This is a genomic window from Pirellulales bacterium, assembly GCA_036490175.1.
Taxonomy (GTDB): Bacteria; Planctomycetota; Planctomycetia; order Pirellulales; family JACPPG01; genus JACPPG01.
This window is the reverse complement of record DASXEJ010000303.1, coordinates 38279-59348: the sequence shown is the minus strand read 5'-3', so window position 1 is coordinate 59348 and position 21070 is coordinate 38279. Positions and strand designations below refer to the sequence as shown.

General features: G+C 59.9%; 18 protein-coding genes. 11 read left to right on the top strand and 7 right to left on the bottom strand.

Annotation, left to right across the window (positions count from 1 at the left end; all coding sequences use genetic code 11):
- Positions 1-44: 44 nt before the first annotated feature.
- Positions 45-974 carry a nuclear transport factor 2 family protein gene (locus VGG64_23165; GenBank protein HEY1602523.1) on the bottom strand — a complete coding sequence of 310 codons (930 nt, stop codon included), beginning with the start codon at positions 972-974 and terminating at the stop codon, positions 45-47.
- Positions 975-1522: 548 nt separating this feature from the next.
- Between VGG64_23165 and VGG64_23160 the strand changes: the two genes are divergently transcribed.
- Entirely contained in the window at positions 1523-2119 is a 597-nt protein-coding gene (locus tag VGG64_23160) for a hypothetical protein (GenBank protein HEY1602522.1), read from the top strand.
- 94 nt (positions 2120-2213) lie between these two features.
- Here the strand turns inward: VGG64_23160 and VGG64_23155 are convergent, their stop codons facing one another.
- The 4 genes from VGG64_23155 to VGG64_23140 form a co-directional block, all read right to left on the bottom strand.
- Complete coding sequence (locus VGG64_23155) at positions 2214-2789, bottom strand: ATP-dependent Clp protease proteolytic subunit (protein HEY1602521.1); 576 nt, start codon at positions 2787-2789, stop codon at positions 2214-2216.
- Between the two features lie 238 nt (positions 2790-3027).
- Complete coding sequence (locus VGG64_23150; protein HEY1602520.1) at positions 3028-3579, bottom strand: hypothetical protein; 552 nt, start codon at positions 3577-3579, stop codon at positions 3028-3030.
- A gap of 46 nt (positions 3580-3625) precedes the next feature.
- Complete coding sequence (locus VGG64_23145; GenBank protein ID HEY1602519.1) at positions 3626-4315, bottom strand: hypothetical protein; 690 nt, start codon at positions 4313-4315, stop codon at positions 3626-3628.
- Positions 4316-4432: 117 nt separating this feature from the next.
- Positions 4433-5122 (bottom strand): DUF1326 domain-containing protein, encoded by a 690-nt coding sequence (locus VGG64_23140; protein ID HEY1602518.1) that lies wholly within the window; start codon positions 5120-5122, stop codon positions 4433-4435.
- A 354-nt stretch (positions 5123-5476) separates the two neighbouring features.
- Here VGG64_23140 and VGG64_23135 point away from each other — a divergent pair, with 354 nt between their 5' ends.
- On the top strand, positions 5477-6364 hold the full coding sequence (locus VGG64_23135) for a hypothetical protein (protein HEY1602517.1): 888 nt from the start codon (positions 5477-5479) through the stop codon (positions 6362-6364).
- A gap of 49 nt (positions 6365-6413) precedes the next feature.
- Here the strand turns inward: VGG64_23135 and VGG64_23130 are convergent, their stop codons facing one another.
- Positions 6414-9203: a hypothetical protein gene (locus tag VGG64_23130; protein HEY1602516.1), complete on the bottom strand. Its 2790-nt coding sequence runs from the start codon at positions 9201-9203 to the stop codon at positions 6414-6416.
- Positions 9204-9504: 301 nt separating this feature from the next.
- Between VGG64_23130 and VGG64_23125 the strand changes: the two genes are divergently transcribed.
- Both VGG64_23125 and VGG64_23120 read left to right on the top strand, forming a co-directional pair.
- Positions 9505-9786: a transcriptional regulator gene (locus VGG64_23125; protein HEY1602515.1), complete on the top strand. Its 282-nt coding sequence runs from the start codon at positions 9505-9507 to the stop codon at positions 9784-9786.
- A gap of 426 nt (positions 9787-10212) precedes the next feature.
- A complete protein-coding gene (locus VGG64_23120) occupies positions 10213-11754 on the top strand; it encodes a serine/threonine-protein kinase (GenBank protein HEY1602514.1) in 1542 nt (513 codons plus the stop codon).
- An 84-nt stretch (positions 11755-11838) separates the two neighbouring features.
- Here VGG64_23120 and VGG64_23115 read toward each other — a convergent pair whose 3' ends face one another.
- On the bottom strand, positions 11839-12657 hold the full coding sequence (locus tag VGG64_23115; protein ID HEY1602513.1) for a uracil-DNA glycosylase: 819 nt from the start codon (positions 12655-12657) through the stop codon (positions 11839-11841).
- Between the two features lie 215 nt (positions 12658-12872).
- Here VGG64_23115 and der point away from each other — a divergent pair, with 215 nt between their 5' ends.
- The 7 genes from der to VGG64_23080 all read left to right on the top strand — a co-directional run bounded on the left by der (position 12873) and on the right by VGG64_23080 (position 21052).
- Positions 12873-14243, top strand: coding sequence for a ribosome biogenesis GTPase Der (der, locus tag VGG64_23110; GenBank protein ID HEY1602512.1), 1371 nt, complete (start codon positions 12873-12875; stop codon positions 14241-14243).
- Between the two features lie 164 nt (positions 14244-14407).
- The gene (gene ald / locus VGG64_23105; GenBank protein ID HEY1602511.1) at positions 14408-15517 is read left to right on the top strand and encodes an alanine dehydrogenase; all 1110 of its coding nucleotides are present in this window, start codon (positions 14408-14410) and stop codon (positions 15515-15517) included.
- A 13-nt stretch (positions 15518-15530) separates the two neighbouring features.
- Entirely contained in the window at positions 15531-16610 is a 1080-nt protein-coding gene (gene mtnA / locus VGG64_23100) for an S-methyl-5-thioribose-1-phosphate isomerase (protein HEY1602510.1), read from the top strand.
- Between the two features lie 189 nt (positions 16611-16799).
- Entirely contained in the window at positions 16800-17681 is an 882-nt protein-coding gene (locus VGG64_23095) for an ABC transporter ATP-binding protein (protein ID HEY1602509.1), read from the top strand.
- A complete protein-coding gene (locus VGG64_23090) occupies positions 17681-18508 on the top strand; it encodes an ABC transporter permease subunit (GenBank protein HEY1602508.1) in 828 nt (275 codons plus the stop codon). Before VGG64_23095 ends, VGG64_23090 begins: the two co-directional genes overlap by 1 nt.
- A gap of 237 nt (positions 18509-18745) precedes the next feature.
- Positions 18746-20371, top strand: a complete 1626-nt coding sequence (locus tag VGG64_23085) for a tetratricopeptide repeat protein (GenBank protein ID HEY1602507.1) — start codon at positions 18746-18748, stop codon at positions 20369-20371.
- A gap of 111 nt (positions 20372-20482) precedes the next feature.
- Positions 20483-21052: an HD domain-containing protein gene (locus VGG64_23080; protein HEY1602506.1), complete on the top strand. Its 570-nt coding sequence runs from the start codon at positions 20483-20485 to the stop codon at positions 21050-21052.
- The last annotated feature ends 18 nt before the right edge of the window (positions 21053-21070 follow it).

Below are 21070 nucleotides of genomic sequence, written 5' to 3'. Positions count from 1 at the left end.
TGCCTGCGCTGTGAGAGCTGTTGCGTATCAAGTGATTCAAGCCTTTATTTGCTGCGTGGTTTGCGGGTGGCACGCATTTGGATTTCCGAACCCTGATCGCCATCCATCTCTTCGTCTACCAACTCCCAAGTTGCCGTGTTGTCGTCAATGCGGCTGTAGACGCTTGTCGCGGTGCCGACATGACCGTCTGCCGCGACGGTGGTGCTGGAAACAATCCACGCGTCGTCACTGTCCCTTTTCCAAACCCCGTCGCGAAATCCGCCTTGGGAATCGAACTCGAACGAGCGGATATGCTCGTGTACCGGATCCCAGCCGATCCATTGGGTCGCGGTAATCGGCTCGGCTCCTTTCGGCGTCAGCTTAAGCTGACGCAGGAGGTAGCTTTTCTTGGGGCCCCAAATGTAGGTTGCTTCGGCTGTGGATTGTGGACCTTCGGCCGACCAGTCACCGACTAACCAATCGAGGCCTTCGAAATGATTGGAAGATGTTACCGGGCTGTAGGCCGACTCGCGAACGCCGTCAATGAGCCACTTGCCGTCCCGTTTCACCCACACCGCACAATAGCGACTCTTAGCAGGCTCGTCTCCGGCCGCGACGGCCCGTTCGAGAATGCCGTCTTCCACAGCGACATCAGGGCTGAGAAGCCGAACTGCCAAAGTTTCGATCTTTAGAGGAGGACGCGCGATGCGACCCGCTGTTTGCGCGCGATTTCGTGCGGCTGCCAACGCGGCCTGAATCTTGAATGCGTGTCCTGCATGGTCGACATAGTCAGCATCCGGCGTCCAGAATTTTGCCACCGCGTCGACATCGCCGTTCTCGACTGCCTCGCGATAAGCGGCCGTGGCACTGCGGATGGCTTCCTCGCCCGTCGCCACGGAACCTTTGGCGGCCTCCTGGGACGACACCTTGGTCGGCCCTAGCAACGTCGCCACGACTGCTGCACAGAGGGCTAGCGCTGGACACGATCGATGCATAATGTGCATCAGCGAGAAACAATGACCGGGTGTCTTCATAGTTTTGAATCGGGCACGGTTTGCAGTGAGATCCCTAAAGCACAATCGACCCCAAGTTTCCCTGTCAACGACAAGAGAAGTTGTGTTTTACCACGGCGGCGAAGTCGTGGGACAGGGGCACAAGAGCGAACTCTGTGCAGACTAAATCGTTGCCCGATGGGAGAATGGCAACTCCCACGATTCTAAGTCGTCACGGCTAACAATTGCAAGACTCGGGCGGAGTTCAGCCATCGCGCAATGGTTTTGTAGGAGGGGCTGTTTCTGGCGCACCCCGGCGGGCTCGCCCGATCGTTGGAATGGGCGGACAGACTTACAATGCCCACAGGGCCACACCCAGAAGATGGTTGGTCTCAAATATTGCCACGCGAAATCACAGCGGGCTCGCCACATTTAAAAAACGCGTTGCAACTTAGCCCGCCGAGCGGCAAGCTATAGGTCCGCGAAATTGCCGGTGAGTCGTGGTCTGTTACAAACGCACGTACCATTTTTCAGGGATCGAGGCGCAATTTATGTACAACCGACGGTGGATATTCGTACCAGTTCTTGTGGCCTGTGGTTGGCTGAGCGTACAGATCGGGGCGCCCCTGCAGGCGGAGCAAAAAGACGATGCCCCCGCATCTGAAGACGCTTCCGGTGCGGAGAAGACTCTCGACGTGCGCTATGCCAAGGCGTACCTGCGGTTGATGGAAGCAACGCTGGACAAGTATCAGCAGACGAATCGCCTTCAACCGAACACGATTCGTCGCGGTGTGATTCAAGCCATTCAAGAAAATGTCCGCGACGCCCAAGAGCGCGTCACTTTGGCCGAAGGAGACAACACGAGTGATGCGGCACTGTATGTATCGAGCGCCGAGGCTGATTTGCGCGCCGTACAAGAATCAATCCGCAAGGCGGACACTGCCAACGCACAGCGGCCTGGCACCATCGGCAAGCAGGAAGTGGAACGCCTGCAGGCGGACCTTGAACTGGCCAAGATGCGGGTCGAAAAGGCCAAGCACCTGGCGTCGGAATCTCCTCTGTCGAATGTGCGCTACGAGATCGAGCAGCTGCGTGAGGACGTGCGAGAACTGCGCTTGATCGTGGCGCTACTAAGGGATCGCAACTAATCGCTACGTTTAAGCCCTGGCCGCCAACATGCGAATTTGCGACGATTCGACGGCCCAGCAAGGAGCGGCCTTGTAACGACGGGCACATCGTCCGCTAACGCATGGCCTTCGTTCGCTTGCGCCCCGGACTGGCACCGTTGCGCTCGAAGAGCTTGAGAACCTTTAGATCAGCCAGCTCGGCCATGCCAGCCGCAGCCAGTTCACGCCCGGAAATGTACTTGCCCGGACGGATCCAGCGAGACATCTCGTCCTCGGGAACGTTGAATAAGCTCGCCAAGACCTGGTCCATTTCAGTTTCGAGCTGACCGAAATGTCGGGCCCACTCCGCCGCTTCGGCCAGTCCGACGTGCTCTTCGCTCTGCCATTTCATGGGATGAAACAGCAAAACGCTGTAGGGAGTGACAATGCGGCGCCGGCACGCGGCAAAGGGCCATAGTGCGGCCGACGAACACTCGCCCGTCACAATGCCAGTGGCCCGAATGCCGCGCAACAGGATCAGCGACATCAGCGATAGACCTGAGTAGGGGCTGCCACCAGGCGAATCGATGAACAGAGTGCACTGGCCACCGGGCTGGACGTCGAGCAGCTTACTGCTCAATTCGTTCTCACTGTCGGTGAGGTCGCCCACCATCGCGATTTCGATCGGTTCATCGTGATCTGCATGGTCCATAGATCGTGTTCCTGATTTCCTCGCCCATTAGGATGGGCCGCTTGTCTATTATTGCTCGCGATATGGCTGTGGGGCCCTTGGAGGCGAAGCTATCTCGAGCGTGAATTAGTCGAGTAAATGCCTGCGAACGGGATCCATCCCCCCATCGGAGTGCTCTATTGCTACATATATCTCGCCATACCGGCACGAACAAGGGAAAAACAAGCCAATAACCCCGTCCCGGGCCGCCTAGCGGGCGTTATGGGACATCTGCTTCGACTAACCGTTCCCGCAGCCGTATTTCTCCCTGGCAGCAGTCGCAGGTTTTCAGTTCGTACATGGGTATTGCGCAGATGTCGCACCAGTAGTCCACTTCGTATTTCCGCCCCTTGCGGATTGCATACCATCTGACTAGCTGCACAGCTGGGGATTGCTCGTAACGGCGGACGACAAGCTCCACTTCGTCGGCACGCAGTCTTGGGTCGAGCCAGAATCCGCGGCTGTGAAAATCCTTGACCAAAGGCACCAGCTTTCCGTCGGATGCCTCGATGGCAATCGCCGCCTCCGCGGCGTCGGCATCGGTTTCGACCCCAAAACGACGCTTCAGCGCTTCCGCCAGCCAAACCAGGCGACCACGCAACGTCTCAGTAACATAGTGCGGCGTTTCGATCGCGCCATCTTCGGCGATTTTTTGCGGCTGTTGCCCGGACGCATTCGGATGGTCGTCGCTGCCCAGCGACAATCCTGTTGTGACGCTAACGACAACGATCGAGGCCAACAGCAGCCTCCAGCGAAGACGAATTAGCGACATGACTACAACCCGTTGCGGGTAAGAACAAAGCGATTCCACCGCGTGCTCACTCGGCGGCGTGTCCCGCGACGACAAACTGTAGCAAACGATCTTCCTTTTGGTCGTCCTGCTCGCCAGTCGAAACCGTAGACTTGATCACTACGCTCCACAATTCGTGCGAATCATCGTGGACCATCGCCGGCGCCGTAGCATCGTCGAAGTCCGAGACCGCTCCTTGCATCGGCAAGATGGCGGGATGCGTGGTTTCCGACGCGTCACGGCTCAGCTTGTAAAGATTATCTACTTCGAGCTTCGCTGGATCCTTATCTTCGGCGGCTGGCGACAAAAGCAGAAAATCACGCGTCTCAGACGTTCCCACGTGATTGCCATCGACGGGTTGTAAACCGTATCGCAGCGTGTAGACTCCCGCGCCAATTTCTTGATTGCGGAAGTCGCTTGTTTTGCGCGGAAACCGAATCACTCCTACCACCTGCCCAACGTCGAATGGGTAGAGTTCCGTTTGCGACGGCGCAAAGTCGGCCCTGATCGGTACGGCGCGCCGGAGCCAAATTTCGCACAATACACGTTTACCGTTCGTCACCTTGAGTGCCTTGGGCGATAGCAATTTGGCCAAGTCGGGCGATACTTCGTCAGGCGACGCCTGGTCGATGGCGGCGATTTTATAGTCATCGGCGGCAAGGACCGGCCCAACAGAAAGGCACAGCAGTCCCACGGCAATAGCGTATCGCAGCCTCATCAGTGGTGCTCTCAAAGTATGCTGTATGACGAATGCTAGACGACGAATTTATGAGAAAGACAACGCCCCAGTTGCCGCGGGCCCGCGAATCCCTCCTCATTTCGCTTTCATCGATTCCTAGAACGTTGCCAAGTACGCGCCCCGAGTCCGCGGCGCCGTCCATTGTGCGCCCAGTCCGCGCCCGCTAAAAGACGCGTCAACGGTATACGCTGGGGCCGAATTGTCGACTGCGGTCAACGGTGGGTAGAACCTTGATTCGTTCGAGCAGACGCAATCCCCTTTTTCCAGTTTCCGCGTTTCGACCTGGATTTCCTTACCGGCCGTGAGCTTGGCAGCCATGTCGACGTGATCGATTGACAGGTCGATCGTCGCCGCCGCAATCCGCACTACTTCGCCCGCCACTTCCCCGGCCCGCTCACGCGCGAATGCAGCTAGCGCTTGCTGCTGCTCAGACGAAGCATTGGCATCGACCAGGATTATCGAACGAATCGGTTCAGGATGGATTACCAGCCCGCTGCCAAAGCCCAAAGTGTCTTTGGCGCGCACGCTCATCACGACTTTCAGCCCCTTTAAATCGATCCCTTGGTAGCTACCTTCGTCCACGCTCCAAGCCAGGATTGCCTGTTGACCAGTGAGGCCAATTTGTCCGTTGGCAAAGCAGGGGCCCGTATATACATCGCAGGTGCGGGTTTCTAGATAGTCACCGCGAATATCCGCGGCGCCGGCACTCGCGCAGACCACGATCAGCACACCCAACAAACCTAGGGAACGAATCCCCAAAGAGAGAATCCCGAAGGAATGCCGCATGGTCCGTTCTCCTCATGGCTCAACGAGTTATGTCGCCTGAAGTACAACTCGCTCCATTGTACCCCTGCCAGGGAGGGCGGTAAAGCAAGGCATGTTTCGGGCCATAAGCTGGATGGGACGGTCATTTGCTGCACTTCTGCAACAACTCGTCCCGCAAGTATGGCGCAGCGGAGAAGGAAGAACGTGCCGTAAACGTCCGCACTCCAAACGCCGAGGTCCACGGCGGCAGGCATTGGCCCCGCGTCGTCGATCCTCGTCCGTTGCGGTCAGTATATTTATGAAAGGATAGCGACGTGGCCGGCTCGTAACGGTAAGAAGAAATTCACCGTTTGGACAAGCAGCGGAGCCCGATTCATGCGCCAATACCGGGGGATGACGAAGCGGATTGCCGAAGGAGCGCTCGTCGCGTTTCTGGTTCTCGCTGCGACGGCACACACTTTGTCCGCTGCAGACGATCACGCGGTTGATGGATCGGCCATTGCACGCGACGTGACCGTACCAGCCGCGAGCCTGGTAGGACGCATCTTGTACACCGGCCCTCCGCCCGAGCGAAAACCACTCACGTTTACCTGGTCCTATCGCAATCGCGACGGCACGGGCACGGTCGTCGAGGCGGCCAACTCGCCGCAGCTTATCGCGCTCGGTTTGAGAGACGAGTCGCTGATCGTGGGGCCTGACGGCGGCATTGCCAACGTCGTCATCTGGCTGCGCGGCAAGGGCCTACCTCCTATTCCGCCACCAAGACCACTCCCGCCGATCAAGGTCCTCGCCGAACCGGGGAGATTTGAACCGCACGTGCGCGTGTTTTGGCTTGCCCGGCATCTTGAGCTTGTCAATGACATGGACGAGACGACAAATATCAATTTACAGGCGGTAAACAATCCGTTCGTCAATCCGCTGTTGAAGCCTGGTGCGAGGATCGAATACGTTGCCCGCAGGGCGGAGCCAGTTCCAGTGCGGCTATCGAGCAACATCCATCCGTGGATGGGTGCTTTCCTGCTGCCGCTCGCGCATCCTTACTTCGCCATCACTGACGAAGGCGGCCGATTCGAGATTCCAACAGTCCCCGTCGGCGCCTGGGACTTTGTCATGTGGCACGAACGGACAGGCTGGCTCGCGAGCGATCGATATCCCACCGGCCAGTCTAAACTCGCGATCGAGTCGGGGATCAACTCACTAGGAGACATGCACGTTGCTGCCGAGGCATTTAGCGCGCGGCGCGTAGCATCGCCTCGCAGGTAGCGATGCGGAGTGGTTTCGCAGGGGTGTGCGGCAGAATCACCGCGCCAGTTTAACGAAGAAGGGGCAAGCGGCGATTGGCCGCTGGGTCGGCCGGCGGTCGTGTCGATCCCGGTGCAGCGGTGCGCGGTAGGACCGGTTCGATAGTCACGTCGTCGATCCATACCTCTCCCAGTCCCGTCAAAGCGAACGTCAGGGTGAGCCCGCGTGAGGCGTCGGCCACGCGGTAGGCGATGAATTCCTTCCAGTCAGGGGCATGGACAATCCGCTCGGCCAGCGCCTCGCCTCCCAAGGAATCGATGATCAATAGACCGTCGGGGCTTCCTTTGATGGGCGCGGGCACGAGCACGCGACCGTGCAAGCGCAACAGTGTGCCCGGCTCGACGGTGAGTACTGGGCTGGTGATCCAGCCCGGCGGCGTTTCGATCTGATCGGGCGGAGCCTCGGGATCGATGGCCTTGGCGGCCATTCTCAGACTGTGTTTGCCCTCGCAGAATTTTGCCTGTGAGATTTCCGCCTCTTCTCGGACGCCATCGAGCGGATGCTGATAATGCTTCCATCCGGCGGCGTTGATGGCTCGTCCAAGATCCTCGAAATTCCCTTCCGGCAGCAGATTCTTCATACGACGCGCGCCGTCGACGTTCTCGACCAGCGAGAAATGCTGAGGCAACGTCGCAAACGCAACGGCGTACGGATTACTTACTGGCGAACCCAACTTCGCCGTGGCCGCTAGCCAATAGTCCCTTTCCATCGCGCGCAAATTGCGTAGGGACAGCTGGGCAAATCGAAAGGCGTCAGTCACATTGCCGCGGCCTAACGATGTTTCGGCGGACTGCAATTCTGTTCGAGCGGTCTGCAGCAATTGATCGCGCGGCGCCAGTGTCTTTGCTTTGCCGCGGTTGGAAAGCTGCCCGCGAACATCAGTGTCGATTTGCAACTTAACCGTCGCCATCTCGATCAGCAGTTTCGCCGCGTGATCGCGCGCCTGGGACGCGCGTTTCATCACCTCTCCCTGCAAATCCTGGGTGATCAGGACCATCGAGGTTAAACCAAAGTTGTCGATCGTGACATTAACTCCGCCCGTTACCCGCAGTGTCCTAATCAGCCGCATGCCGCCGGGCCAGATTTCGTAGGCCTTCATCGTCTCTGGCACACCAGGCACACGGAAGGACAACTCACCGGTGGCCGTTGCATGCCCGGGGACGAATTGTGCGCCCTTGCCGGACCAGACCGGCAGTACCAAATGCGCACCGTTGGTCTGCAGCACTGCGGCCTGCACCTCGTTGTCCGTGCTAGACACCGTTGTGACCAATGTGCCGGCAGCGATCCAAGGCTCGATCAATTCCAACTCGAGATTCAACAGTTCCAGTTGCGAGGCGCGCCAGCGCGTGTCGACGTCCTGGCCGGTCAACGGAGCGTGCGACGCAAAAATCAGCCCTCGGGCTCCGGCGCCAAGCGCCGTGTAGGCCACCAACCTCGTCTGCTCTGTCCCCGCCAACAGATTTACGGGACGACCCGCGGAGAATCCGACCAGCTGACTGACCAGGGTCGCGGCGGGCTCGGTGGGTACTGTGCTCCAGATGGGCGTGCCGTACCGCGCGAACCGCGGTCTTTCGTGCAGCCATCGGCGATAGTCGTTCAACTCGAAGCTGGTAGACGGAGTAAAGCGATCGAGCACCAGAATATCGGCACGGCCGGGTGCACTATATTCGCGCAAGTCGGCGCTCGCGCCGCAAATGATCGGGCGCGCAAGCTGGTCGGCGCGGCGTACTTGCTCGGCCCAACGTTTCACCGCGGCCAGTTCTCGGCCCGTGAGCCCTTCGCCTAGGTCCCAAGCCAGCACGCAATCGAATTCCGCAGTGATGCCAGCCAAAGGGGCGGCGTCGACGACAGGGCGATCGAGCCCGGCGGGCAAGGGGGGCGGGCAGATCAGCCACAGGCCAGTTTTGTTCGCTTCCGCCAACAGTGCATCGGACGGAAGCGCGCGAAGTCGAACCGTATTGAATCCACGATCTTTAAGGACCGTGAATGGCTCCCCTTGATACTCGATAGCACGTGGGAAAAATGGCCGCTCTCCGACCAGAAGCATGTCATTTTTGAGTTGCGGTCCCTGGCGACGAGGCGCCGTCGGGCCAGCCGGAACGGGCTCGGCGCGTGATCCCGGCTGATGCGACACCGCCGAGGGGAGAGGCCCTGTGCCCGCGGGCATTGCCGCCTCGCCTACGAATCCGGCCACTTCGAGGTCGTCGATCCATAGGCGTGTTTGGCCCGGAGCGGTGTAGATATTTAACACCAGCCGATCGATAAACGCCTCGCGACTGTCAACTTCGCGTTTGAATTCGGCGCGCAAGACACGGGCCTGACCTGCCATGAGTTTTGGCACGTCTTCAATCCGCAGTTGTTCCCAGGAGCCAACGCGGGCGTAGCTTGTGCCGGCAATGAGCGTCGAGTCGGGTTGTTTGGTCTCGGGGTTGATGCTGCGCGGGAAAACCACACGGGCCAATAGCTGAATTCCCTGCTGGTCGGATCGCACCCACAGGCTAGGTTTCAACTCGTCGATAATTCGTGCCGGCGCCAGGTCGTGAATTAGGTAGACGAAGGTGCCTTTGCCACCGGACGCAAAGGCAAAGAATTCGCAGCCCGCTCCGGTCCGCGCGCCCTCGCTCGTGCGTCTATGATCCAGGGTGCGATAACTGGGGCTACCCCGCCCGTCGCGCCAGGTCGTGTCTGGACCATCAAAATCTTGCCGCACGACGACCTGGGCGCGCACCTCCACGCTCGACGCCACGAGGGACGCCCACAACAGGGCTTTCCCGAGTAGGGAACGGTGCGAAGAACTCATCGGGCGATCCGTCGGCCCAAACATTTCCCGATTTACGGCCCGCCGCATGGCGGAAAAGCGACACGGCGACGTATTCCGGGAATTTTCCTTAAACCCCGTTTCTATCAGGGTTTGCGAACTGCCTCCAGATCACTTCGATGCCTTTCGTCAACATCTGCTCGACGGACGAAAACGCACCGGATCCCTGAAATTCTTTCGTCACAAGGAGTTACGCGCTGACCTTGGATCGGCACCATGCTCTGGCACGCCCGGTGCTTTAAGACCAACTCAGCATCCTGACAACGCTACAAGGGCCGACACCATGAGCCAAGTTTCCCACGACACGTCCGCCGAATCGTCGGGTCTCCCGCAAGACCTGGTTTTGCTTCGTAGCCATATCGAGTCCCTTTCGCCCGAGGTTCGAGAAATGTTGGCGCCTGCCCTGTCACGCGTTGTCGAAAGCACGCAACGTCGCCGGCGAATCCTCGGCATGGTTCAAGATGCGTTGGGCCAATTGCGGCTCGACATGAAGTATCTGATGTTCGACTTGGAAGCCACCCGCCGCGAGCGTGACGACTACCGCAGCCGGTTGGAACAATCCTGACCATTTCGCTACCCCCCGCCCCCTGATCCGCTAAATCTGCCATTCCGCGACTGAAGCACTCGGGTCTCATTTCTCCCACGGGCCCGAGTGCTTCTTTTCTTGCGCCCTCAGCAAATCTGCCGGATACTCCAGTGCCGAACTAATTCAAAGGCGGTGGACGCCCGAGGGTTGGTGCGGCCTCGTATACTCCCCGGGCCGCCGTCTAGAAAGTGGCAAAGGACTGACGGCGCGCGTTGTTCGACCCAGCCACCCAACCGGGTGCTTCTTTTTTGGCGCGGACCGACACTTCGTCCTACGGTCGTTGCGAGCATTTCGCAGTCAGCGTACGATTGAGGTCAACGCGCGTATTCCCGCCAGCGCGGGCTCCGGGCGACGAAGTTGCATTGGTGCCGTTGCGCGCCACGGGAACAGGGAGTCGATAGCACCATGGCCGAACAGACCGCTGAATCGATCGCTCAGCGCGCGTTCGACCTCAACCTTCTTACGGATCGCCAGTTACAGGAGATCTGGGGCGAGTTCGGTCGACGCAATGTAACGGTCGACGAGTTCGTTCAATTGCTGCTGCGTCGCGAACTGCTGACCAATTTTCAACTAGAGCGTCTGCTACGCGGCGAACGCGGCGGCTATTTCTATGGAGACTACAAGGTCCTGTATCTGGTAGCCGGCGGCAGCTTTGCGAGGGTCTACCGGGCCGTTCACAAAGATTCCGGGAAGGTCGTCGCCCTGAAGGTTCTCCGCCGTCGCTACTGCGAGGATCCGGCGCAGACCGATCAATTCTACCGCGAGGGATTGATGGGGGTTTCGTTGCGACACCCCAACATCGTTCCCATCTTCGAGGCGGTATCGAAGGGCAACTTGCACTATCTCGTCATGGAGTTCGTCGAAGGGGGAAACCTCCGCGATTTCATGAAGGTGCGTAAGAAATTCTCGCCGACCGAGGCCACCAAAATCGCCACCGATATAGCGGCAGGCCTCGACTATGCCTATCAGCGTGGCATCTCCCATCGGGATCTGAAGCTGACTAACGTACTGCTCTCCAGCCGTGGTCAGGCCAAGCTAGTCGATTTCGGACTGGCCGGCGCTGATGAGAGGATTGCCGACGAGTCGATCACTGCAGAAACTTTAAATGCTCGCACGATCGACTATGCCGGATTGGAACGGGCGACGGGCGTACGCAAGGATGACGCCCGTAGCGATATCTACTTTATCGGCTGCATTTTCTACCACATGCTGAGCGGCAAGGCTCCGCTGGTCGAAACGCGCGATCGCATTCAGCGGTTATCAAAGTCGCGCTATACCGGCGTTGAACCAATCCATCTGGCCTGCCCCGGGGTGCCGCGGGTGGTCGCGGCGGTGGTCAACAAGGCCATGAGTCTGGAAGCCGACAAGCGCTTTCAAACTCCCGGCCAAATGCACATGGACCTGCGGATGGCCGGGGACCGCATGGCCGCTGGCGAAGACGAAGCTTGCCTGGGCACCGAGGACATCACCGCGGCCAGCATGCAACAGCTTTCGCCCGCCGATCAAATGAAGAAACAGCGCGAAGTCGCGCAGTATTTACCAGACAGCCAACGGCGCGCCTTGTTGGTGGTCGAGTCGAATTCGCAAGTGCAGGATACGTTCCGTGACGCACTGAAACGCTATGGCTACCGAGTGCTAGTGATCAGCGATGCCAAGCGGGCTCTAGCGCGCTGCGAGGATACGCAGCATCCCATCGACGGGGTCATACTTTCCAGCGGCGAGTTAAAAGACGCGGTTGTCGACGCATTCGTGGATCTCGCCTCGGGGGAACAGACCGGAAAAGTTCCGACGGTGATTCTGCTCGATGAGAAACACCCGGAATGGCACGCGCGGATTCAGCCGCACCTGGCCGATCATCGCGTGGTCGTTCCTTTGCCTGTGAAGCTGAAGGCCGTGCGCGACGTGCTGTTTCGCCTCGTACCCCCGGTTGCCACCGCGGAAACCTGACTCGGCAGCCTACGCAGTAAGGCGCTGACTTGCGCGCCGACCGATATCCGCGTAGCGCAATAGGTCAGCTGCCTGGAATCCATTTCAGGATTGGCTGCCCGCACTTGGCAGTGGGATACCCATCTCGCGCAATAGCAACTGCATATCTTGCCAGCAGTCTTTCTTGGCAGCCGGATTGCGCAGCAAGTAGGCCGGATGATAGGTGCACAATACGCGGAAACCTTGAAACGCATGCAAACTTCCGCGTAAGCGACCAATGGTCTGCGTGGTGCCGAGCAGATTTTGCGCAGCTACCGCTCCCAAGCAGCAGATGTACTCGGGCTGCAAGATGGCCAATTGCCGATCGAGAAACTCACGACAGTTGGCCGCCTCCTGGGGGAGCGGCGTGCGGTTCTCGGGGGGCCGGCATTTGAGCGTGTTGAGGATATAAACATCCTCCCGACGGAGCGTACAGGCCTCGATGATTTTGGTAAGCAGTTGGCCAGCACGGCCGACGAACGGCTCACCTTGGCGGTCTTCGTCGGCACCGGGTGCCTCACCCATGAATACCAGGCGTGGTTGAGGAGTTCCGGAACCGAACACGGTTTTGCAACGCGTGGCAGCCAACTCCCCACAGCGCTGGCAGCCAGCGACTTCGCCGCGAATAATTTCCAGCTGCGCCACGCGCTCGTCGCGTGTCAGGTTCCGAACCTGGGGTGTCGGGATCGCCGCGGCTGCCGGACTGACAGTAACCTCGGGCTCCGTCGCGCGGACCACAGCCGCCGGGGAGATTTCTTGCCCCCCGGGGGCCGGTCGCGCCGCGCGCGAGCGTTTCTTGGGCAGATGTGTGATTCCAGCCCGTTCCAGAGATTCCAACGTCTGGACGACCGCGCGCCCCGTTGAGCGACCCGCTTTGTCAGACATTTTCGACATCCGTGCCTCCGAAGTATGCGGCCGTTGCGTATATCTGCCAGGAGTATAAGCGGTAGGGCGATAGCACGTAAAATGACGCCTACCGCCAGTTTCCGGCTCACAGTTAGGGGGCGAACAGGTATCATGGAGTGCTCGGTCGCGGCGGGCCGTCGGTCCTGGCCCAGTACCGCCGAGCATTATTTCACCTCGTACGTATCAATTTGGTCATGGGTATCCCGCAGGTTGTCATTGTCGGCCGGCCGAACGTAGGCAAGTCGAGCCTTTTCAATTGGATCGTTGGCAAGCGACTGGCCATTGTCGACGGCACGGCAGGCGTCACGCGGGACCGCCTCACACACCTGATGTGTGTCGATGACCGCTACTTCGAACTGGTCGATACCGGCGGTATTGGCGTCGAAGACGTCGATAACCTCACGGCGGACATTGAGCAGCAAATCACGATCGCGTTGGAGTCTGCAAGCGTCGTGCTATTCGTGGTCGATACGCGCAGTGGGGTCGTGCCGCTGGATCAAGAGGTCTCGAAGCGGCTGCGATACATCGACGTGCCGATCCTCTGTGTGGCGAACAAGGCCGACGCGCCGAGCATGGACATCCAAGCCGATGAATTCTATAAGCTGGGGCGCGGCAAGATCGTGCGCGTCAGCGCCAAGGAAAACCGCGGTCGGCAAGAGTTACTCGATTTAATCATCGAGCGGCTGCCACCGGACGACGGCCTATCCCCTGCTCCTGCCGAAGCCACGATGAAGGTGGCGATCGTCGGCCGCCGCAATACGGGCAAAAGCACTTTTGTTAATAGTTTGGCCAAGGCCGAACGAATGATTACCAGCGAAGTGCCCGGCACCACGCGAGACAGCGTCGATGTGCGCTTCGAGCTCGACGGCAAGGCCTTCATGGCCATCGATACGCCGGGGTTGCGGCGTCGCAAGAGCATTACGACCGACATCGACTTTTACAGCTTACATCGCGCACAGCGCAGCATCCGCCGCGCGGACGTCGTATTGCTATTCTTCGATGCGTCGCAGCCCATCAGCAAGGTTGACAAGCAGTTGGGCGACTACATTAGCGAGCAATACAAGCCTTGTGTCTTTGTCGTCAATAAGTGGGACTTGCTGGCCGATTCGATGCCGACGGAGAAGTGGGTCAAATACCTGCGCGACACTTTCCGCTCGATGTGGCACGTGCCCATCGCCTTTATTACGGGTCAGACCGGCAAAAACGTCAAAGCGCTGTTGAACCACGGCCAGATGCTCTTCAAGCAATCGCAGGATCGTGTGTCGACGGCCGATTTGAACAAGCTTGTGCGAGCAGCCCTGGATGGGAATCCGCCGCCGCTGTCGTCCAATCGTCGGCCGAAGATCTATTACGGCACGCAAGTGGGCATTCAGCCGCCAACTATCGTGCTGTTCTGCAACGAACCGCGACTCTTCAAAACGGATTATCGCCGCTATTTGTTGGGGGTGTTCCGTGACCACCTTCCATTCGGCGAAGTCCCCATCAAGCTCTACCTACGGCGCAGCGAAGAAGGGTCAGGGGATTCTGCCAAGGAAATCGACTCGACGACGGCCTCTCACGAGTAGTCTCGCGCGAGTGCCACGGTTTCTGTGCCAGTGCGTGTGCTCAGCAACTGGTCGCGGTTGACACAATCGGCGCGGATTCGCATCATTGCCAGCGGCCTGCTTGGTCGCGACGGAGCCGGCTCCAGGTTGCAGAGGTTTGCGTCTCCTTTGGAAAGGATCCGACCGTGATCGTCGGCGTACCCAAGGAAATCAAGCGCGACGAATACCGCGTGGCACTGCTGCCCGTCGGCGTCGAAGAGTTGGTCCGCGCCAAGCACGAGGTCCTGGTCGAATCCGGTGCGGGCCTTGGCTCGGGCATACTGGACGAACAATACATCGAGCAGGGCGCCCGCATGGTCGAAGGCCCCGCAGAAGTTTTCGCCAGGGCCGACATGGTCCTCAAGGTGAAAGAGCCTCTCCCCAGCGAATGGCCGCTGCTGCGCCGGCGGCAAATCGTATTCACATATTTTCATTTCGCCGCGGATCGGCTTCTGACCGAAGCCGTATTAGCCAGCGGCTGCACCGCGGTTGCCTACGAGACACTGCGCGACGACAACGGACGTCTGCCGCTGTTGACGCCCATGAGCGAGGTGGCCGGTCGCATGAGCATCCAGGAAGGGGCCAAATATCTCGAGCGCCCTCAGATGGGGCGCGGGATTTTGCTGGGGGGAGTGCCCGGAGTGGCCCCCGCCAACATCACGATCCTGGGGGGAGGCGTGGTGGGCGCGAATGCCGCAAAGGTTGCGGCTGGCTTCGGCGCCAACGTCGGACTTATGGACGTCAACATGGATCGGCTGCGCTATCTCGACGATATCATGCCGGCCAACGTCGATTGTCTGTTCAGCGATCGCCATACGATTCGCGAGCAATTGCGTCGCGCAGACTTGGTGATCGGCGCCGTGCTGATCCCCGGTGCCAGAGCGCCGATGCTGATCGAGGAAAGCGACCTGAAGGTGATGCAGCCGGGCAGCGTGATCATCGACGTGGCCATCGACCAAGGGGGCTGCGTTGCCACCAGCCATCCGACGACGCATAGCGAACCGACGTTCCTGGTCGAGCAAGTCGTCCATTATTGCGTTACCAACATGCCGGGCGCGGTGGGGCGCACCAGCACATACGCGCTGTGCAACGTAACGCTTCCTTGGGCGTTGCACCTGGCACGCTACGGTTTGGCAGAATCCTGCCAGCGCTTTCCGCCTATCGCCCGCGCGGTAAACATCATGGATGGCGCGGTCACCAATCGAGCCGTGGCCGAGACGTTTGACATGCCACTGAACCCTTGTTTCGACCATTGATCGCAAGCATCCTATGTCGATCGAGCAATATCCTGTCGCACCGCCAACGCTTCGCTGGGTCGGAGACGTCGACGGTCATTTAAAACTGATCGATCAAACGCTCTTGCCGCTGGAAGTGCGTGAAATCGACTGCCATGATGTGGAAACGGTATTCGAGGCCATTCGCGTGCTGCGGGTCCGCGGTGCGCCGGCGATCGGCATCGCTGCTGCTTATGGACTAGTACTGGGCGCACAGCACGCCATGAAGCTTGAAGCGGCGGCCTTTCGCGTTCAACTGCACAAGGATGCTCAACGTTTGGCCGATAGCCGGCCGACGGCCGTCAACCTGTTCTGGGCAATTGCTCGATTGGAGCAGGTCGCCAACGCGTCGGAAGCACTATCGCCGCGCGAAATTGCCGGCCGACTACTCGCCGAAGCGCAGGCAATCAACGAGGAAGATCGTGCCATGTGCCGCGCGATTGGCCGTTTCGGCGCCGCACTGCTCACCGACGGTCAAGGAGTCCTCACGCACTGCAATGCAGGCGGCCTGGCCACCAGCGACTACGGTACCGCATTGGCCGTATTCTTCGCCGCGCAAGAATCTGGCAAGCAGTTGCACGTCTATGCCGATGAGACCCGGCCTCTGTTGCAAGGCGCCCGGTTGACGGCATGGGAGCTACAGCAGCGGGGCATCGATGTGACGCTCATCTGCGACTCGATGGCGGCCCAAGTGATGCGCGAGGGGCGCGTGCAGGCAGTCATCACAGGAGCCGATCGGATCGCCGCCAACGGCGACACGGCCAACAAGATCGGCACCTACGGCGTGGCCTTGTTGGCCGCCGCGCACGACATTCCCTTCTACGTGGCCGCGCCGACAAGTACGTTCGACCTGTCCCTGGCCGATGGCAGTCAAATCCCGATCGAAGAACGCAACAGCCGCGAAATAACCCACGGCTTCGGCCGCCAGACTGCGCCGGATGGCATAAAGGTCTACAACCCGGCCTTTGATGTCACGCCAGCCCGCTTGATCCGCGCCATCATTTGCGAGCATGGCTTGATCGAGCCGGTGAATCGCGAACGAATCGCCGCAATAATCAGCTCTGGCGGAGCTTGACCCCCCCGGGCGCCGCGATCGCACATTCATACTGCAGCCAGCGACAGCCGCAAACCAAAGGACGCTTGTCAGTCGGCGGCAGCGCGTCAACAATAGAGCGACTTCAATATCGTCTGCGTCCCGCTCGATTCGGATGAGGCGCCAACGGGCTGTCTGCGACCGTCGGTTTTCTTTGCGAGGATGGTCTGAGTGCTGGTCGAAACCCATTCGTTGACCAAGGCCTACGGCCAGAAGACCGCGCTGGACCGGTGCGACCTGGAAATTCCTCGCGGAGAGGTGCTGGGGCTGCTCGGACCTAATGGCGCCGGCAAGACCACGCTCTTGCGACTGTTGATGGGATACCTGCGGCCCACGGCCGGTCAGGCCACGATCGACGGTCTGGACTGCTACCGGCAAAGCGTGGCCGTACACGAGCGTGTGGCCTATTTGCCGGGCGACGCCCGGCTCTTCCCGCAGATGCGGGGTCGCGAGGTACTGCGATTCTTTTGCGACGTGCGCAGCAGTGCCGATTTGCAGCGTGCGTTGGCTTTTGCCGACCGTCTGGAGTTGGATCTGTCGGGACAAGTTTCTGGTTTCTCGACCGGCATGCGGCAGAAGCTGGCGCTAGCCGCTGTGCTGGCAGCCGATACGCCCCTGTTGATTCTCGATGAGCCGACAGCCAATCTAGACCCGACGGTTCGCAGCGACGTGGTGGCAATCGTGCGCGAGGCGCAGGCCGCGGGCCGCACTGTGATCTTCTCGTCGCACGTGTTGGACGAGGTCGAAGATGCGTGCAATCGCGTGTGCATTTTGCGCAAGGGCAAAGTCGTCCATACGCAGATCATGGCCGAGCTGCGCCGGCAGCATCGCATTAGCGCGCAGCTTACCGGCCCTTTGCCGCCGGTTCCCGCGCGGCTGGCCGGTGATATTCAAATTCATCAAAATGGCACCGAATCGGTGACGATCGAGACGCCCGGCGAATTATCGCCGCTGCTTGGCTGGTTGGCCACATTGCCCCTGGCAGAGGTACGCATCGAGCCTTATCGACTGCGCTCGATCTATGATCGCTTTCATGGGGGCGAGGTGCAGTAATGGGAAACAAGGCCCTGTGGCGCAAGGCGATCGGCGATGCACGATTGCTGGTGATCTTTTTGACGGCGCTATTGTTCGTCTTTAACTGGCTGTTCGTCTATCTGTCGAGCCTGATCGAACTGGGGCCGCTGGCGATTTTTCTAGAGACCTTGCCCCCGTCGTTCGAGAAACTTTCTGGTGTGCCATTTGCGAGCGTGGCCACGCCGGTGGGTCGCATTTCGGCCGCGTTCGTTGATCCCGTCGTGCTGTTCTCGACAACCATCTGGGCCGTGGGGCGCGGATCGGACGCCGTGAGCGGCGAGATTGGCCGCGGCACCATGGAGATGCTCACGGCGCAGCCGGTGCGGCGCCTGTCGATTTTGGCCACACAGGCGATCGTCACCACGATCGGGTCCGCGATCCTGGCATCGGCCGTGCTGCTGGGTACATGCATGGGGTTGGCGACGGTCAAGCTGAGCGAGCCCGTCTTCTGGACCGACTTTGTGCCGGGCGTTCTGAATCTGTTTGCCATGATGTTTTTTTTGTCGGGTGCTAGCACCCTCGTCTCGTCGGCCGACGACTATCGCTGGCGGACCATCGGCATCATGGGTGCCTTTTACATGGTGGAGCTCGTGTTCAAGGTGATTGGCCGGCTGGTGGAACGATTCGAATGGCTGATGTATTTCACCTTCGCCACCGCCTGCGAACCCCAGGCTTTGGTCATCGATTACGACCACGCCTGGGCCCTGTCCGTCCGGTACGACGGCGTCTTGCTGGCTTGCGGACTGGCCTGTTATGTCGGGGCGGCGGTGATTTTCTGTCATCGTGATTTGCCGGCCCCGCTATAAGCAAATATCGCACCGGCCTTTACGGCGATCGACTCGGATAGCATCAAATCCGGATTGCGGTCATAATAGGTTCCCAGAGCCCCGCATCCGCCAGCGTGTCCCGCGGCAACATCGGTGGCTACCGGAAATGGCTCCGGTCGCCTCGGCCGCGAAGTCCACCGGCCAGGTGCGACGATTGCACTGCGGGGTGCCTACCAGGGATGGTCACAGGTCTTGCCATTCGAGGGAGTTAATACCATGCGTGCGCCGGTTCACACCGCAGGTCTCGTTTCGTTGCTGATGCTTATGGCCACCCACTCTTGGGCTGGCGAAGAAAAAGAGAATGGGCAGGAGGATCTCGACCAAGCGATCGAGACAAAGCTGTCGGCCCGCAGCGTGCGGGACCTGAATGTTGTCATCAGCCAGTGCGAAAGTGCGCTCGACAAGGGATTGAGCGAAAAGAACCAAGGATTCGCCAAGCAGTTGTTGGCATCATCGCTGTTGGAACGCGGATCGGCGGTCTGCGAGATGATCTTCGGTCGCGGTGCTCCCCCTCCCCAGTGGCCGCAAATGCGCCAAATTGGCTTGGCCGATCTGGAGCGTGCCCTGCAATACGACCCCACGATGGTCGACGCCTACCTGCTGGTCTCCAAACTCCAAGCGCTTCCCGGCGGCGACCGCAAGCGCGCCATGTCGGCCACCAACGAGATCGTCCGTCTGACCGCCGACGATCCCGCCAAGCAATCCGAAGCCTTGCTGATGCGAAGCTCGATCCAGGATACGCCCGAGCAAGCCCTGGCGGACCTTAATGATGCGGCCAAGCTCGCGCCGCAAGACCCCAAGATCTTGCGTACTCGGGGTGCCATGAAGCTGTCGTTGAAAGATGCCGACGGCGCCGTGGCCGACTTCGACGCCGCCCTGGCTCTCGATCCCGAAGACGCAACGACGCATGAAGCCAAGGCCCTGACCTTAGCCACACAGACGAAGTTCGACGAAGCGCGCGCCAGCCTGGACCGCGCCCTGGAGTTGGCTCCCGATTCGGTCGAAATCCTGCTGCAACGCGGCCGCGTTAACATGCTGGCTGGCAAAAACGAAGCAGGACTGGCCGATTTCAGCGAAGTCCTGCGTATCGATCGCGACAATGTTCCGGCCCTACTGTTGCGCGCTGAAGCCGCCATCCCCGACCATTTGGATGAGGCGATGGAGGACCTGAACAAGGCACTCGATCTGCGCCCCGGCATGGTCCCAGCGCTGCGTCAGCGGGCCGCCCTCTTGGCGCATGCCCATAAATACTTGGCCGCCGTGGGCGATCTGGAGTTGGCCCGCAAGCTCGAACCGGACGATCAAGCGGCCTCGCTGCAGCTCGCGGCCGTCTATGCCGCCGACGGCAAGATGGAGCGCAGCATGCAATTGTATGGCGAAATTTTGCAGGCCGATCCCAAGAATTGGCAGGCCTTTCGCGGGCGGGGCGATCTGTATCTCACCTCCGGCAAACAGCGCGAAGCCATTAGCGATTTCGAACAGGCTCTCGCCCTTAAGGGGGATGACAGCGGTGTCCTGAACAATCTGGCCTGGGTGTTGGCGACTTCACCGGATGCCTCGTTGCGAGACGGCAAGCGAGCGGTCGATCTGGCGAAGAAGGCGTGCGAAGAGACCGAGTATAAGCAGGCGCATATCCTTAGCACGCTCGCGGCTGGCTACGCCGAGATCGGAGATTTCTCTTCGGCCGTCGAGTGGTCGAAGAAGGCTCTCGACCTAGGGGACGACGTGCAGAAGGCGGACCTATCCAAGGAACTGGAAAGCTACGAAGCCTCGAAGCCGTGGCGCGAGTTGCAAACCGCCGCCGCCGATTCGACAAAGCCCGCTGAATCAACACGTCGCTAGACATCGCTGCGGGCGAAAGCCTCGCATCGAAACGGATGACTTGTGACAGCGAGGTGCGTTCGCCGCGCCGGCATGCGGCATCAGCTGCGTATCTCCCAGGTGCGAACACCCGTGAATCGTGCCGACGCCTACAATCTAGTTTGCCAATACACGAGCGGCGACAGTTTGCGCAAGCATATGCTGGCGGTCGAAGCGGCCATGCGAGCCTACGCACGCCGCTTCGGCGAGGACGAGGAGACGTGGGGCATCGTCGGGTTACTGCACGATTTCGATTACGAGCGATGGCCGAATCCCCCCGACCACCCGCTAAAGGGCGCCGCAATTCTGGCCGATGCGGGTTATCCCGAGCACATTATTTACGCCATCAAATCGCACGCGGACTATCTGCCAGACTGTCCCCGACGCTCGCAGCTAGACAAGACGCTATACGCGTGCGATGAGCTCGCAGGGTTCGTTACGGCGGTCGCTATGGTGCGCCCCGAGCGGCTCGCCGGCATGCAGGCCGCCAGTGTACGCAAAAAGCTAAAACAAAAGGGGTTTGCAGCCGCCGTCAAACGCGAGGATATCGATCGCGGGGCAAGAGACCTGGGGGTCGACCTGGATGAACATATCCAATTTGTGATCGCCGCCCTGCAAACGATCGCCGCAGAACTTGGCCTGGGCACCTCGGCGCGCGTATAGTTTACGGCCTCTGACCGA

Bases quoted from the DNA above. Each gene is read 5' to 3' on its own strand.
- VGG64_23085 (HEY1602507.1), top strand. From the start codon at position 18,746: ATGCGTGCGCCGGTTCACACCGCAGGTCTCGTTTCGTTGCTGATGCTT.
- VGG64_23115 (HEY1602513.1), bottom strand. From the start codon at position 12,657: ATGTCTGACAAAGCGGGTCGCTCAACGGGGCGCGCGGTCGTCCAGACG.
- der (HEY1602512.1), top strand. From the start codon at position 12,873: ATGGGTATCCCGCAGGTTGTCATTGTCGGCCGGCCGAACGTAGGCAAG.
- VGG64_23130 (HEY1602516.1), bottom strand. From the start codon at position 9,203: ATGAGTTCTTCGCACCGTTCCCTACTCGGGAAAGCCCTGTTGTGGGCG.
- mtnA (HEY1602510.1), top strand. From the start codon at position 15,531: ATGTCGATCGAGCAATATCCTGTCGCACCGCCAACGCTTCGCTGGGTC.
- VGG64_23090 (HEY1602508.1), top strand. From the start codon at position 17,681: ATGGGAAACAAGGCCCTGTGGCGCAAGGCGATCGGCGATGCACGATTG.
- VGG64_23160 (HEY1602522.1), top strand. From the start codon at position 1,523: ATGTACAACCGACGGTGGATATTCGTACCAGTTCTTGTGGCCTGTGGT.
- VGG64_23165 (HEY1602523.1), bottom strand. From the start codon at position 974: ATGCATCGATCGTGTCCAGCGCTAGCCCTCTGTGCAGCAGTCGTGGCG.
- VGG64_23155 (HEY1602521.1), bottom strand. From the start codon at position 2,789: ATGGACCATGCAGATCACGATGAACCGATCGAAATCGCGATGGTGGGC.
- VGG64_23120 (HEY1602514.1), top strand. From the start codon at position 10,213: ATGGCCGAACAGACCGCTGAATCGATCGCTCAGCGCGCGTTCGACCTC.
- VGG64_23135 (HEY1602517.1), top strand. From the start codon at position 5,477: ATGCGCCAATACCGGGGGATGACGAAGCGGATTGCCGAAGGAGCGCTC.
- VGG64_23150 (HEY1602520.1), bottom strand. From the start codon at position 3,579: ATGTCGCTAATTCGTCTTCGCTGGAGGCTGCTGTTGGCCTCGATCGTT.
- VGG64_23125 (HEY1602515.1), top strand. From the start codon at position 9,505: ATGAGCCAAGTTTCCCACGACACGTCCGCCGAATCGTCGGGTCTCCCG.
- VGG64_23145 (HEY1602519.1), bottom strand. From the start codon at position 4,315: ATGAGGCTGCGATACGCTATTGCCGTGGGACTGCTGTGCCTTTCTGTT.
- VGG64_23140 (HEY1602518.1), bottom strand. From the start codon at position 5,122: ATGCGGCATTCCTTCGGGATTCTCTCTTTGGGGATTCGTTCCCTAGGT.